Here is a 13778-nt window from a genome sequence, read left to right on the forward strand (position 1 = left end):
GGCATGAACGCAATCCCCCTTTTTCCTCTGCTTGGCGCCCTTGTCTTGGCGCTTGCGGCCGGTGTGTTGCTGGTGCGGCCCTTACGCCGTACCGTGCTTACCCGGCCGATTTTTTCCGCGTACCGCAAGGTCCTGCCGCAGATGTCCGATACCGAGCGCGAAGCGCTTGAAGCCGGCACCGTCTGGTGGGAGGGCGAACTGTTTCGCGGCCAGCCCGACTGGCAGAAGCTGCACGCCTACCCGGTGCCCAAGCTGACCGCTGAGGAGCAATCCTTCCTCGACAAGGAATGCGAGGAGGCCTGCCGCCTGGTCGACGACTGGAAAGTGACGCACGAACTCTACGACCTGCCCAATGAAGCCTGGCGTTACATAAAGGACAAGGGCTTCCTCGGCATGATCATCCCGAAGAAGTACGGCGGCCTGGAGTTTTCCGCCTATGCCCACTCGCAGGTGGTGACCAAGCTGTCGACGCGCTCCTCCGCCTTGTCGGTGTCGGTGATGGTGCCGAATTCGCTCGGCCCGGCCGAATTGCTGCTGCACTACGGCACCGAGGAACAGAAGAACCACTACCTGCCGCGCCTGGCCAAGGGCATCGAGGTACCGGCCTTCGCGCTGACCAGCCCGTGGGCCGGTTCCGACGCGGCGTCGATTCCGGATTCCGGCGTCGTCTGCAAGGGCATCTACCAGGGCAAGGAAGTGCTCGGCATGCGCGTCTCCTGGGACAAGCGCTACATCACGCTGGCGCCGGTGTGCACGGTGTTCGGCCTGGCCTTCCACCTCTACGATCCGGACGGCTTGCTCGGCGACAAGAAGCATATCGGCATCACCTGCGCGCTGGTCCCCTACGATCATCCGGGCGTCGATACCGGTCGCCGCCACTTCCCGCTCAACGCCATGTTTATGAACGGGCCGACGCGCGGCAAGGACGTCTTCATGCCGCTCGACTTCATCATCGGCGGGCCGAAGATGGCCGGGCAGGGCTGGCGCATGCTGATGGAGTGCCTGGCGGCCGGGCGCTCGATCTCGCTACCGTCGTCGAACACCGGCATGGCGCAGATGACGGCGCGCGCCGTCGGCGGCTACGCCCGGGTCCGTTCGCAATTCAAGATGGCGGTCGGCAAGTTCGAAGGCGTCGAGGAGGCGCTGACCCGCATCGGCGCCTACACCTACCTGATGGACGCGGTGCGCAAGATGACGGCCGGTGCCATCGATCTTGGCGAGAAGCCGTCGGTGGTCTCCGCGATCGCCAAATACCACGTCACCGAACGGGCCCGCCAGGTGGTCAATGACGGCATGGACGTCATCGGCGGCAAGGGCATCTGCCTTGGCCCGTCGAATTTCCTCGGCCGCGCCTATCAGCAGATTCCGGTGGCGATCACCGTCGAAGGCGCCAACATCCTGACCCGCTCGCTGATCATCTTCGGTCAGGGTGCGATCCGTTGCCATCCCTACCTGCTGCCGGAAATGCGCGCCGCGCAGAATCCGGATGTCCGCCAGGGGCTGGTCGATTTCGACCGGGCGCTGTTCGGCCACATCGGCTTCACCATGAAGAACGGCTGGCGCGCTTTCCGCCAGGGCCTGACCGGCTCGCACTTCGTCACGGTCAACACCGACGTGGCGCCGGAAATGCACCGCTACTACCAGCAATTGACGCGCTTCTCGGCGGCTTTTGCCTTCCTCTCCGACGTCTCGCTGCTGGTCCTCGGCGGCAGCGTCAAGCGTCGCGAAAAACTGTCGGCCCGCCTCGGCGACATCCTGGCGCAGATGTACCTGATCTCCTGTACGCTCAAGCGTTACGAAGCGGAAGGGCGGAAGCAGGAAGACGCAGCGCTAGCCCACTGGGCGATCTGGGACGCGATGTACAAGACCCAGCAGGCTTTCGACGGCGTCATCGCCAACTTCCCGGCGCGCTTCATCGCCGCCGCGGTCAATCGCATCATCTTCCCCTGGGGCCATCCCTACGTCGTGCCGTCCGACGCGGTCGGCCACCAGGTGGCGAAGGCGCTGATCGCGCCGTCGGCGACGCGCGATCGGCTGACCGCCGAATGCTTCCTGCCGCTGCACGAGAACGAACCGGTCGGCGCCATCGAGCTGGCGCTGAAGGCGACGCTGGAAGCCGAGCTGATCGAGGCCAAGATTCGCGCTGCCGAGAAGGACGGCCGCTTCGACGGCAATCCGCGGGCCAATGTGCGCGACATCGCCATCGTCGCCTTCGAGGCCGGCGTCATCAGCGCCGCCGAGTACGAGGTGATGAAACGGCGCAACCACCTGCGTGACATCGTCGTCCACGTCGACGACTTCCCCTTCGACTACGGCGTGGCGACGGCCAACAAGCCGGCCGATAACCGGATGGCGGCTTGATTGATGTTGTGTTTACCGCAGAGGCGCAGAGGGCGCGGAGTTTCGCAGAGGAAAGGCAAAGCTTTGTCGCGTTGCTTTGGAATTTCTCCGCGCGCCTCTGCGTTCTCCGCGCCTCTGCGGTGAAAAAGGATTCCAGATGAAACCGATCTACGTGATAGACGGCGCCCGCACGCCCTTCCTGAAAGCGCAAAAAGGGCCGGGGCCGTTCGCGGCTTCCGACCTGGCGACCCAGGCCGGGCGCGCCTTGCTGCTGCGCCAGCCTTTCGCGCCGAGCGATCTCGACGAGGTCATCCTCGGCTGCGCGGCGCCGTCGCCGGACGAGACCAACATCGGCCGCATGGTCGCGCTGCGCCTGGGTTGCGGCAAGAAGGTGCCGGGCTGGACGGTGATGCGGAATTGCGCCTCCGGCATGCAGGCCATCGACTCGGCCATCGCCAACATCCAGCTCGGTCGCTCGCAACTGGTACTGGCCGGTGGCGTCGATGCTTTGTCGCGGGCGCCGCTGCTTTATTCGGAGGCGATGGTGCGCTGGTTCGCCGGCATGATGTCCATGCGCACGCTGGGCCAGAAGGTCGGCCATTTCCTCAAGTTGCGCCCGGCCGCCTTGCTGACGCCGGTGATCGGCCTGATGAAAGGACTCACCGACCCGGTCGTCGGCCTGCTGATGGGGCAGACCGCCGAGAACCTGGCCTGGAAGTTCGGCATCAGCCGCCAGCAGATGGATGAATTTGCCGTGCGCAGCCACCAGCGTGCCATCGCCGCACGCCAGGCCGGGCACCTGGACGAAATCGTTCCGCTGGTCGATGGCGACGGCAAGGTCTACGCCGAGGACGACGGCGTGCGGCCCGACGCCGACCTCGCCGGCATGGCCAAGCCCAAGCCTTTCTTCGACAAGAAATACGGCAACATCACCGCCGCCAACAGCTCGCAGATCACCGACGGTGCCGCCTGGCTGCTGCTGGCCTCGGCAGAGGCGGTAGAGAAATGGGGCCTCAAACCCATCGGCAGGATTGTGGACAGCCAGTGGTCGGGGCTGGAACCGGAACAGATGGGTCTCGGCCCGGTGCATGCCTCGACGCCGATCCTGCAACGCCACGGCCTGCAACTGGCCGACATCGACTACTGGGAACTGAACGAAGCCTTCGCCGCGCAGGTGCTCGGCTGCCAGGCCGCCTGGCAGGACGAGGCCTATTGCCGCGAACAGCTGGACCTACCCGGCGCCTTCGGCAAGATTGCAGACGATCGGCTCAACGTCGACGGCGGTGCGGTGGCCATCGGCCACCCGGTCGGCGCTTCCGGCGCGCGCATCGTCCTGCATCTGCTGCATGTGCTGCGGCGGAATCAGGCCAAGCGAGGCGTCGCGACCATCTGCATCGGCGGTGGTCTCGGCGGTGCCATGCTCGTGGAGGCCTGCTGACCATGAAACACTGGCAACTCAACAAGGAAGAATGTGGCATCGCCGTCGCCGTGCTCGATCGCGCCGGAGAAAGCACCAATTCGCTGTCGGCCGAAGTGATGGCCGAGTTCGCGCAGATCCTCGACCAGCTTGAACTGTATCCGCCCAAGGGGCTGATCGTACGTTCGGCCAAGGCCGCCGGTTTCATCGCCGGCGCCGACATCGGCGAATTCTCGCAGCTCGATACGCCGGAGAAGGGCCGGGCGCTCGTCGCCCGTGGCTGGGACCTGTTCAACCGGCTGGCGGCTGTGAAATACTCGACACTGGCGCTGGTGCGCGGCCACTGCCTGGGCGGCGGCCTGGAACTGGCGCTGGCTTGCCGTTACATCCTGGCGGTCGACGAGCCGGGCACCAAAATGGCGCTGCCGGAAGTCATGCTCGGCATCTTCCCCGGCTGGGGCGGCATGCTGCGCCTGCCGCAGCGCGTCGGCCCGGCGGCGGCGCTGGACATGATGCTGACCGGCAAGGGCATCGACGCCAAGCGGGCGAAGAAGATGGGGCTGGCCGACGATTGCGTGCCGCCGCGCGTGATGGAAATGGCAGCGCGGCAACTGTTGTTGTCGAAGCAGCCGCGTCGGCCGCTGCCTTTTGTCCAGAAGCTGCTCGCCGGGCCGCTGAAAGGCGTCGTCGCCAACGGTGCGCGCAAGCAGGTGGCGAAGAAGGCGCGCCCCGAGCATTACCCGGCGCCTTACGCGATCATCGACCTGTGGCAGAAGCACGACGGCAACGCGCTGGCAGCGCCGGCCGTCGTCGACCGCATCATCCAGTCGCCAACGGCGAAGAACCTGCTGCGCGTCTTCCGCCTGCAGGAGCGACTGAAGGGCTTCGGCAAGGACAGTGATTTCGCGGCGAAGCACGTGCACGTCATCGGCGCCGGCGTCATGGGCGGCGACATCGCCGCCTGGTGCGCGCTGCGCGGCCTGACGGTGACGCTGCAGGACCAGAATCTGGAACGCATCGCCCCGGCGATCAAACGTGCCGACGCGCTGTTCAGGAAGAAGCTGCGCGAACCCTTGAAAGTACGCGCCGCCTTCGACCGCCTGATTCCCGACCCCACCGGTGCCGGCGTTGCCCACGCCGATGTCGTCATCGAAGCCATCTTCGAGAATGTCGAGGCCAAGCACGCGCTGTTCCGCTCGCTGGAACCGCGGATGAAGCCGGGCGCCATCCTCGCCAGCAACACCTCCAGCCTCAAGCTCGAAGACCTGCGCACGGTGCTCGCCCAGCCGCAACGCCTGGTCGGCATCCACTTCTTCAACCCGGTGGCGATGATGCCGCTGGTCGAGGTGATCGAAGCCGACCGCGCCGATCCGGCTGTCGTGCGCGCGGCCTGCGCCTTCGTCAAACAGATCGACAAGCTGCCGCTGCCGGTGAAGAGCGCGCCGGGTTTCCTGGTCAATGCCGTGCTGGCGCCCTACATGCTGGCCGCGATGCGCGCCGTAGACGAAGGCATCGCGCCGGAAACGGTGGATGAAGCCATGCTCGCCTTCGGCATGCCGATGGGGCCGATCGAACTGGCCGACACCGTCGGCCTCGACATCGCCATGGCCGCCGGCAAGCAACTCGCCGATGGCGCCGAGGCGCCGCGCTGCCTGTTGCAACGGGTCGAGCAAGGCCAATTGGGCAAGAAGAGCGGTCAGGGCTTCTACGCCTGGGCGCAGGGCAGGGCGCAGAAGGGCAGCGCTGGCGCGGTCCCGGCGGGCCTGGCGGAGAAACTGGTGCAGCCGCTGATCGCGCGCACGCAGGCGCTGGTCGACGGCGGCGTCGTCGCCGATGGCGAACTGGCTGACGCCGGCGTGATCTTCGGTACCGGCTTCGCGCCATTCACCGGCGGGCCACTGCATTACCGGGAGAAGTAACAATCGCGAAATAGTGTTGTTTATTTCCAACGAGCGTTTGAATTTCCCGGATTAAAACGGGGTTTCAAACGCTGTATGGGGATTTAATCGCAGTACCAATCGGGTCAACGCCCACCACAATCAAAACGACAGGAGACAAACCAATGCATACTCGCCTCGCCCCGCGCCTGATCCCGGCGCTCATTGCCCTGGCCTTTTCCGGAACCGCCGCGGCTTCCGGCTTCCAGTTGCAGAACCAGACCGGTTCCGGCAATGGCAATGCCTTCGCCGGTGCCGCTGCGACCGCTGAAGACGCTGGCACCGTGATGTGGAATCCGGCCGGCATGACCTATCTGCCGAAGGGCCACAATATTTCTGCGGCGGCAACCGCGCTGGTGCGGACGATCGATTACAAGGACAAGGGATCGGTTGCTACCCCCGGTTTTCCCATTGGCACCACTGACGGCGGCAATGCCGGTGGTACCTCGCTGGTACCAGCCTTCTACTGGGCCTATGCGCTGAACGACCGCCTGTCGCTCGGTCTGGGCGTTTCGCCGACTTTCGGCAACGTCACTGAATACGATTTCGACTTCGTCGGCCGTAACGCTGGTTATTTTGCCGAAATCAAACAGATCAACATCAACCCGTCGGTCGCCTGGAAGGTCAATGAGCGTTTCTCGATTGGTGGTGGCCTGAACTTTGCGCATAACGAAACCCACTTCAGGCAAGGTCTTGCTTTCCTGGGCGCAGCAGCAACCACAAATCACCTCGACGTCAAAGGTGATGACTGGGCGCTGGGGTATAACTTCGGTGCGATGTTTCAGGTGGCGCCAACGACTCGTATCGGTGTGACTTATCGCTCCGAACTGGAGTTTGATCTGGAAGGGAAGCAGAAAACCACGGTTACCAATTTTGGCAGTCCTTTGCTGGCCAACCAGAAAATCGACGCCAAGCTGAAGACGCCGGCCAGTGCATCGCTGGCGCTTTCGCACATGGCCAGCGACCGCCTGGAGCTGCTGGCTGACGTGACCTGGACCGACTGGAGCGTGGTCGATACCATCCAGTTGAAAAGCAAGGCGAGCGGGGCGAACCTCAGTGCGCTCAGCTACAACTTCAAGGACACCTGGCGCGTCGGCATCGGTGCCAACTACCAGTTGAACGACGCCTGGAAATTGCGTTTCGGTGTTGCTTACGACAAGTCGCCGGTCAAATCGGCGGCCGACCGGACGATGACTCTGCCGGATTCCGATCGCACCTGGCTGTCTTTCGGTGCCAAGTACCGCATTTCGCCGAAGATGTCGCTGGACCTGGGTTATACCTACCTGATGTTTGCCCACGCAAAAACAGCTCGTGCGGTTGAATTTCCCAGTGGTGTCACCCGCCAGACCATCAATGGCGAATGGGATAACGACGTGCATATCATCGCGACGCAGTTGAACTACAACTTCTGATTCGCGCACGCCAAAAGCGACACAGGATCCCCGGGCTGGCCCCGGGGTTTTTTTTGCAAAATTCTTGTGCCAAGGCGTTGACCGGGCGAGCTTGAAGCCTATAATTCAAACGTTCGTTTTATCCAACGACAACGATAAGATCACGAAAGGAGACTGGCTTTGAACAAGCTGATCGTTAAACAGGCTGCCGTCCTCGGCGCCGGGGTGATGGGGGCGCAGATTGCGGCGCACCTGGCGAATGCCGGCGTGCCGGTGGTGCTGTTCGACCTCCCGGCCAGGGAAGGCGAGCGCAACGGCATCGTCAACAAGGCGCTCGACGGCCTGAAAAAACTCGACCCGGCGCCGCTGGCCAGCCGCGATGCGCTGCAACTGATCAGCGCCGCCAACTACGACGAGCACCTGCCGCTGCTCGCTGGCTGCGATCTGGTGATCGAGGCCATTGCCGAGCGCATGGACTGGAAGAACGAGCTCTACGCGAAGATCGCGCCGCACCTATCGGCTACCGCGATCGTCGCTTCCAACACCTCAGGCCTGTCGATGACGGCGCTGGCGCAGGGGCTGCCGGAAAACGTCCGGCCGCGTTTCTGCGGCATCCATTTTTTCAACCCGCCGCGCTACATGCATCTGGTTGAAGTGATCGCCACGCCAGGCACTGACGCCGCCACCCTCGATGCGTTGGAAACCTGGCTGACTTCGCGTCTGGGCAAGGGCGTCATCCGCGCGCTCGATACGCCGAACTTCGTCGCCAACCGCATCGGTGTCTTTTCCATCCTGGCGGTCATGCACCACACACAGGCCTTCGGCCTCGGCTTCGACGAAGTCGATGCGCTGACCGGCCCGAAGATCGGTCGCCCGAAGAGCGCCACCTATCGCACCGCCGATGTCGTCGGCCTCGACACCCTGGCGCATGTCGTCAAGACCATGCAGGACACGCTGCCCGATGACCCGTGGCATGCCCATTTCGTCACGCCGGCCTGGCTGCAGGCGCTGATCGCCCAGGGCGCGCTCGGCCAGAAGACGCGTTGCGGCATCTTCCGCAAGCAGGGCAAGGAAATCCAGGTGCTTGATCTGGCGGCGCAGGATTACCGGACCTCGGCCGGCGAGATCGCCGACGAAGTCGCCGCCATCCTGAAACTGCGCAACCCGGCCGAACAGTTCGCCGCGCTGCGCGCCAGCAGCCACCCGCAGGCGCAATTCCTGTGGGCGATCTTCCGTGACGTCTTCCATTACTGCGCGGTGCAGCTGGAAAACGTTGCCGACAACGCGCGCGACCTTGATCTGGCGATGCGCTGGGGCTTCGGCTGGGTGCAGGGACCGTTCGAGACCTGGCAGGCCGCCGGCTGGGCGGAGATTGCCGCTGCCGTCGCTGCCGACGTCGCTGCCGGCAAGACCATGGCCGCCGTGCCACTGCCGGCCTGGGTGACCGAAAGCGGGCGTGCCGGCGTGCATACGCCGTTCGGCTCCTGGTCGGCGCGCGCCAAGCGCTATGTCGATCGTTCGCGTTTGCCGGTCTATCAACGCCAGTTGTTCCCGGAAAACGTGCTCGGCGAAGGGGCGTCGCGTCCGGAAAAATCCGGCGAGACACTGTTCGAGAACGACGGTGTGCGCCTCTGGTGCCTGCCAGCAGTCGATCGCCAGATCGGCATCCTGTCGTTCAAGTCGAAGATGCACACGATCGGCGACGAGGTGCTGGACGGCGTCATCGCTGCCGTCCGCCAGGCCGAGTCGACGCTGGACGGCGTCGTTGTCTGGCACGAGGCGCCGTTCGCCGTCGGCGCCAATCTGGCGCAGGTCAGCGAAGCGATCGCCGCCGGCCAGTTCGACATGCTGGAAAAGACCGTCGAGAAATTCCAGCGCGCCTCGCAGACGCTGAAATATGCGCAGGTGCCGGTGGTCGCCGCGGTGCAGGGCATGGCGCTGGGCGGCGGTTGCGAATTCGTCATGCACGCGACGAAGCGGGTCATGGCGCTGGAAAGCTACGTCGGCCTGGTCGAAGCCGGTGTCGGCCTGATTCCGGCCGGTGGCGGCTGCAAGGAGTTCGCCGTACGGGCCGCGCAGTGGGCGGCGCAATCGGCAACGCCGACCGAGCTGTTCAATTTCCTGCAGCCGGTGTTCACCACCATCGCCATGGCCAAGGTCGCCAAGAGCGCCCAGGAATCCGTCGCTTACGGTTTCGCCCGGCCCACCGACACTATCCTCTTCAACGCCCACGAACTGCTCTGGGTGGCGATTCGCGAAGCCCGTGCGCTGGCCGACGCCGGCTACGCGCCGCCGGCGATGGCGCGCGACATTCCGGTCGCCGGCAAGACCGGCATCGCCACCTTCGAGATGATGCTGGTCAACATGAAGGAGGGCGGCATGATCTCGGCGCACGACTACAAGGTTGCCCGTTCGGCCGCCGTCGCACTGTGCGGTGGCGAGATCGAAGCCGGCAGCCGGGTCGATGAGGAATGGCTGATCACCGTCGAACGCCGCCTGTTCGTCGAGCTATTGAAAAACCCGCTGACCCAGGCCCGCATCAAGCACATGCTGGAAACCGGCAAGCCGCTCCGTAATTGAGACGGCAAGGAGACAAAGACAATGAGCAAACAGATTCAGGACGCCTACATCGTTGCCGCCACCCGTTTGCCGGTGGCCAAGAAGAACGGCATGTTCAGGAACGTGCGGCCGGACGACATGCTGGCCCACGCCATCCGGGCTGTCGTCGCCCAGGTACCGGGCATCGACCCGGCGCGCATCGGCGACGTCATCGTCGGCTGCGCCATGCCGGAAGCCGAGCAGGGCATGAACGTCGCCCGCATCGGCGCGCTGCTCGCCGGCCTGCCGATCACCGTGCCGGGCATCACGATCAACCGCTTCTGCTCGTCCGGCGTGCAGGCGGTGGCTGACGCCGCCAACCAGATCCGCCTCGGCCTTGCCGATGTGATGATCGCCGCCGGCACCGAGTCGATGAGCATCATGCCGCAGATCATGGGCAACAAGATGGCGATGAACCCCGCCATCTTCACTGACGAGAACGTCGGCATCGCCTACGGCATGGGGCTGACCGCCGAGAAGGTCGCCAGCCAGTGGAAGATCGGCCGCGAGGCGCAGGACGCCTTCGCCGTCGAATCGCACAGGAAGGCCTGCGCGGCAATCGCCGCCGGCCACTTCAAGGCGGAAATTAGTCCCTACGCGATCCACGAGCATCTGCCGGACCTCGCCAGCGGCGAAATCCGCGAGCGCGTGCGCATCGCCGAAAACGACGAAGGTCCGCGCCCGGACTCCAGCGTCGATCGGCTGGGCAAGCTGAAGCCGGTCTTCCATGCGCGCGGCTCGGTCACTGCCGGCAATTCCTCGCAGATGTCGGACGGCGCCGGCGCGGTGATGCTGGTCTCGGAACAGGTGCTGAAAGAGCACAACCTGACGCCGCTCGCCCGCTTTGCCGGTTACGCGGTCGGCGGCGTGGCCCCGGAGATCATGGGCATCGGCCCGGTGGCGGCGATTCCCAAGGTGCTGGCGCAGGTCGGCATTGGCCTCGCCGACCTCGACTGGATCGAACTCAACGAAGCCTTTGCCGCGCAATCGCTGGCGGTGATGCAGGAACTCGGCATCGATCCGGCCAAGGTCAATCCGCTTGGCGGCGCCATCGCCCTCGGCCACCCGCTCGGCGCCACCGGCGCCATCCGCACGGCGACCGTGGTGCACGGCCTGCAGCGCACCGGCGGCAAGTACGGCATGGTGACCATGTGCATCGGCACCGGCATGGGCGCGGCGGGCATCTTCGAGCGGGTGTGATGAAAAACGCTTTCACCGCAAAGGCGCCAAGAGGCGAAGTTTTCGCAAAGGAGTTTGCTGTTTCTTGGCGTTTCTTTGCGCCTTTGCGTCTTTACGGTGGGGTTTGATACAGCCATGAAACCCGCCTGGCTTGCCAGACTGTCGCCGGCCTGGCGGGCGCGCATGGTGCGTCTCGGCTTCAACTTCCACCCGGCGTTTCGCGGGACTGGCGGGCGGGTCGTGCATGTGGCGCGCGACCTGCGCCACATCCGCGTCTGCCTGCCGCTCAACTGGAAGACGAGGAACATCGTCGGCTCGCTCTACGGCGGTTCGCTTTTTGCGATCACCGACGGCGCGCATCCGATGATGCTGATGGCGGCGCTCGGCGACTCCGTCATCGTCTGGGACAAGGCGGCCAGCATCCGCTACCGCAAGCCGGGCTACACCACGCTGTACGCCGATTTCGTCATCGACGAAACGGAAGTCGCATTCATTCGCGCCTGTCTCGCGGAAAACCCGGAGCTTGAGCGGACTTACACGGTCGAATTGAAGGATGCACACGGCACGGTCCATACCGTCGTCGAGCGCACCGTCTATATCGCCGACAAAAACCACTATCGGAAAAAAACCGGAGGAGACAAAAATGAAGACAATCAAAAGGCTGCGCCAGGGGCTGTTGATCGTCGCGCTGGCCACCGCTAGCGGGCTGCAGGCGGCGGAAGTCGCCGAGGTGCGGATCGCCGACCAGGTCAAGGTCGGCGACAGCGAACTGGTGCTCAACGGCGCCGGCCTGCGCAGCAAGCTGTTCTTCAAGGTCTATGTCGGCGCGCTCTACGTCGGCCAGAAGGCGAGTGACGCGCAGGCGCTGATCGACAGCACACAGCCGCGTCGCATGCGCCTGCGCCTGATGCGCGACGTCGATGCCGACAGCTTCTACGCGGCGCTCGACGAAGGCCTGCGCAACAATCATACGGCGGCCCAGTTCGCCGAGATCAAGGCGCAAGCCGAACAGCTTGGCGCCTTGATGCGGGCCTTTGGCAAGGTGCGCGAGGGCGAGGTGATCGACATTGACTTCACGGCCGATGGCGTCACCCTGACGCGCAACGGCGAAGCCGCCGGCAAGGTCGCCGGGGCGGCTTTCGCCAAGGGTCTGCTGCGGGTCTGGCTGGGCGACAAGCCGGCCGACGCCGGGCTGAAAAAGTCGCTGCTCGGCGGCTGAGCCGGCACCAAGAGAATAGGCAAAGGAGGAGCGCATCATGGAAAGAATCTGGTTGCAGAGCTATCCCGAAGGCATCCCGGCCGATATCGACATCGACCACATCCCCTCGCTCGTCGCGCTGTTCGAGGACGCCTGCCGCAAGTACGCGGACAAGGTGGCCTACATCAGCATGGGCAAGGAAATGACCTACGGCGAACTGGACGCGGCGACGCGCGATTTCGCCGGCTGGTTGCAGTCGCGCGGGCTGAAGAAGGGCGAGCGCGTCGCGCTGATGATGCCCAACCTGCTGCAATACCCGGTGGCGCTGTTCGGCACGCTGCGCGCCGGTTGCGTCGTGGTCAATTGCAATCCGCTGTACACGCCGCACGAACTCGAACACCAGTTGAAGGATTCGGGGGCGGTGGCCATCGTCATCGTCGAGAACTTCGCGCATACGCTGCAGCGGGCGATCGCGCAGACCGCCATTCGCCATGTGATCGTCACGCCGCTCGGCGAGATGCTCGGCGCCAAGGGCATCCTGGTCAATTTCGTGATCCGCCACGTCAAGAAGATGGTGCCGGCCTGGCAACTGCCGGGCAGCATCGGCTTCAAGGCGGCGCTGGCGGCCGGGCAGCGGCACGGCTACCAGCCGGTACCGCTGGCGCACGAAGATATCGCCTTCCTGCAATATACCGGCGGCACGACCGGGATTTCCAAGGGGGCGATGCTGACCCATGCCAACATCGCCTCCAACGTGACCCAGGCCTACAACTGGATTCACCCGGTGGTGCATGAGGGCAAGGAATTCATCATCACCGCCTTGCCGCTGTATCACATCTTCGCGCTGACCGCGAACTGCCTGACCTTCCTGATGATCGGCGCGCGCAACCTGCTGATCGCCAACCCGCGCGACATTCCCAACTTCGTCAAGGAATGGGGCAAGTACCCGGTCACCGTCGTCACTGGCGTCAATACGCTGTTCAACGCGCTGCTCAACCACCCGGATTTCGCCAAGCTCGATTTCTCGACGATGAATGTCACGCTGGGCGGCGGCATGGCGGTTCAGGCACCGGTTGCCGAGCGCTGGCTGAAGGTGGTCGGCGTGCCGCTGCTGCAGGCTTACGGTCTGACCGAGACGAGCCCGGCGGCGACGATCAACCCGCTAGACATGCACGAGTTCAACGGCGCCATCGGCCTGCCGATCTCGTCGACCGAAGTGTCGATCCGCGACGACAGCGGCAGGGAAGTCCCGGTCAAGCAGGTCGGCGAAATCTGCATCCGCGGCCCGCAGGTGATGAAGGGCTACTGGCAGCGCCCGGACGAAACCGAGCACGTCTTCTACCCGGACCGTTTCCTGCGCACCGGCGACATGGGCTATGTCGACCCCCAGGGTTTCGTTTTCCTGGTCGATCGCAAGAAGGACATGATCCTGGTCTCCGGCTTCAACGTCTATCCGAACGAGGTCGAGGAAGCCGTCGCCATGCACCCGGGGGTCATCGACGTGGCGGCCATCGGCGTTGCCGACGAGCATTCCGGCGAGGCGGTGAAGATCTTCGTCGTGCGCAAGGACCCCAACCTCACCGAACGCGCGCTGATCGAGCACTGCCGCACGCTGCTCACCGGCTACAAGATTCCCAAGCATGTCGAATTCCGCGACGACCTGCCGCGTACCAACGTCGGCAAGATCCTGCGTCGCGCCCTGAAAGAAGGAGCCTGAG

9 protein-coding genes are annotated in these 13778 nt (G+C 64.5%); all 9 read left to right on the forward strand.

Features of this window, described 5'->3' with window-relative positions; genetic code table 11:
* The first annotated feature begins 3 nt into the window (after positions 1-3).
* The 9 genes from ACE3OV_RS13540 to ACE3OV_RS13580 all read left to right on the forward strand — a co-directional run bounded on the left by ACE3OV_RS13540 (position 4) and on the right by ACE3OV_RS13580 (position 13777).
* On the forward strand, positions 4-2361 hold the full coding sequence (locus ACE3OV_RS13540; protein ID WP_374327813.1) for an acyl-CoA dehydrogenase: 2358 nt from the start codon (positions 4-6) through the stop codon (positions 2359-2361).
* 136 nt (positions 2362-2497) lie between these two features.
* Entirely contained in the window at positions 2498-3778 is a 1281-nt protein-coding gene (locus ACE3OV_RS13545) for an acetyl-CoA C-acetyltransferase (protein ID WP_374327814.1), read from the forward strand.
* Between the two features lie 2 nt (positions 3779-3780).
* A complete protein-coding gene (locus tag ACE3OV_RS13550) occupies positions 3781-5676 on the forward strand; it encodes a 3-hydroxyacyl-CoA dehydrogenase NAD-binding domain-containing protein (RefSeq protein ID WP_374327815.1) in 1896 nt (631 codons plus the stop codon).
* Between the two features lie 143 nt (positions 5677-5819).
* Positions 5820-7106, forward strand: a complete 1287-nt coding sequence (locus tag ACE3OV_RS13555) for an OmpP1/FadL family transporter (protein ID WP_374327816.1) — start codon at positions 5820-5822, stop codon at positions 7104-7106.
* 159 nt (positions 7107-7265) lie between these two features.
* Complete coding sequence (locus ACE3OV_RS13560) at positions 7266-9665, forward strand: 3-hydroxyacyl-CoA dehydrogenase/enoyl-CoA hydratase family protein (protein ID WP_374327817.1); 2400 nt, start codon at positions 7266-7268, stop codon at positions 9663-9665.
* Positions 9666-9686: 21 nt separating this feature from the next.
* The gene (locus tag ACE3OV_RS13565; RefSeq protein WP_374327818.1) at positions 9687-10883 is read left to right on the forward strand and encodes an acetyl-CoA C-acyltransferase; all 1197 of its coding nucleotides are present in this window, start codon (positions 9687-9689) and stop codon (positions 10881-10883) included.
* A gap of 54 nt (positions 10884-10937) precedes the next feature.
* Positions 10938-11564, forward strand: a complete 627-nt coding sequence (locus tag ACE3OV_RS13570) for a DUF4442 domain-containing protein (protein WP_374327820.1) — start codon at positions 10938-10940, stop codon at positions 11562-11564.
* On the forward strand, positions 11506-12081 hold the full coding sequence (locus ACE3OV_RS13575; protein ID WP_374327821.1) for a chalcone isomerase family protein: 576 nt from the start codon (positions 11506-11508) through the stop codon (positions 12079-12081). Before ACE3OV_RS13570 ends, ACE3OV_RS13575 begins: the two co-directional genes overlap by 59 nt.
* A gap of 37 nt (positions 12082-12118) precedes the next feature.
* Positions 12119-13777 carry a long-chain-fatty-acid--CoA ligase gene (locus ACE3OV_RS13580; protein ID WP_374327823.1) on the forward strand — a complete coding sequence of 553 codons (1659 nt, stop codon included), beginning with the start codon at positions 12119-12121 and terminating at the stop codon, positions 13775-13777.
* Position 13778: the final 1 nt, after the last annotated feature.

It is taken from the genome of Azonexus sp., from assembly GCF_041909095.1.
Lineage (GTDB): Bacteria > Pseudomonadota > Gammaproteobacteria > Burkholderiales > Rhodocyclaceae > Azonexus.